We start from the raw sequence: 1,411 nt of genomic DNA, 5'->3' as shown, positions 1-1,411 counted from the left end.
TTTAAAGGAATATCGACGGATCGCCACACGTTATGAAAAAACGGCAAGAAACTATCTAGCAATGGTGAAACTGGGCTGCATCCGCGTGTTTTACCACCGGTTACGCAATTAAGGGACACAGCCTAGTGCGGAACGCATTACGTTAACGTTGCCAATGCATTCAAACGAGAAGTCCACGCCGCCATCGGTCAGCTCAACAATCACATCCTGAATCGGTTTGTCGTAATCTTTCGGGTTGATCAGATCGGTGGCCCCCAGTTTGCGGGCCAGATCGAATTTGCTGGTGTTGATATCAATACCGATGATGCGTCCAGCCCCGGCCATCTGTGCGCCGATAATCGCCGACAGGCCGATACCGCCCAGACCGAACACAGCGACGCTGTCACCGGGTTTCACCTTGGCCGTATTCATTACGGCACCCATACCGGTGGTTACGCCACAGCCCAGCAGGCACACTATCTTCCAGCGGCGCTTCCTTATTGATCTTCGCCAGGGAAATTTCAGGCACTACCGTCAGTTCCGCGAAGGTGGAGGTGCCCATGTAGTGAAAAATCGGCTTACCCTCTTTAAAAAAATGCGTGGTGCTATCCGGCATCAACCCTTTGCCTTGGGTGCTACGAATCGACTGGCACAGGTTGGTTTTGCCGGAGCGACAAAATTTACATTCGCCACATTCTGGCGTATACAGCGGAATAACGTGATCGCCGACGGCGACGCTGGTCACGCCCTCGCCAATGGCTTCAACGATACCGCCACCGCCAAAATACGTTCTGCATAGCAGAGAAAATTGTGCCCCACCGGGGACAAACACAGTCGCTGTTTCTCGCGAATAAACAGATCGCGTCCTAATTCCTGTTCCAGTTGACGCAATCGGGTCGTCAAGTTGGAGGGAACACGCTGCAACAACTCGGCGGCGCGAGCCACTGAGCCTGTTTCCGCCACCAGACAGAACATCAGAAGCTGCGTCAGGTCCATAAGTCTACCTTTCTTTTTTTGAGACTAACTTTGATGTACTTATTCATTTTTAATGACAAACTCAGTCTAACGATTGTAGCGTGACTTGGCAACGACCTTGTTACATCTGACAGATAATCGTTGCTGAGGTGCAAGCCGTCCAGCACGATGCTAAAGCGTGATAAACCTATTTCAAGTTTGTTACAAAACTGCAATATTGCGCCTGTCGCATAAAGAAAATATCTGATCTTCTGCCAGTTTCTCACATAGTTATGGGTAACATTGGTATCTCTTAAGAGGGTAATACAGGATATTAACTGTGACTTTAAATAATCCGTCATTCCGCACCTGATTTTTCTTTTTTCGGGACTTGACGGTATTCTGAAGTTCTGAATTTATTACTGCTTTTTGCAGACCAATCAGCATGAGTACTCCCCACGTTACCATCCGTAACCTT

General features: G+C 48.8%; 3 pseudogenes. 1 reads left to right on the top strand and 2 read right to left on the bottom strand.

Annotation, left to right across the window (positions count from 1 at the left end):
• Positions 1–112: pseudogene (locus ACTBDZ_RS17820) on the top strand (IS5 family transposase); the annotation flags it as partial.
• 5 nt (positions 113–117) lie between these two features.
• On the opposite strand, the pseudogene ACTBDZ_RS17815 reads toward ACTBDZ_RS17820, so the two are convergent.
• Positions 118–757 (bottom strand): annotated as a pseudogene (locus tag ACTBDZ_RS17815) (zinc-binding dehydrogenase); the annotation flags it as partial.
• Positions 751–975 (bottom strand): annotated as a pseudogene (locus ACTBDZ_RS17810) (LysR family transcriptional regulator); the annotation flags it as partial. The pseudogenes ACTBDZ_RS17815 and ACTBDZ_RS17810, both read right to left, overlap by 7 nt.
• Positions 976–1,411 lie beyond the last annotated feature (436 nt).

The organism is Symbiopectobacterium sp., from assembly GCF_051710365.1.
Classification (GTDB): domain Bacteria; phylum Pseudomonadota; class Gammaproteobacteria; order Enterobacterales; family Enterobacteriaceae; genus Symbiopectobacterium.
Note: the sequence above shows the minus strand (reverse complement) of the source record. Positions and strands in the feature narration are given on the sequence as shown.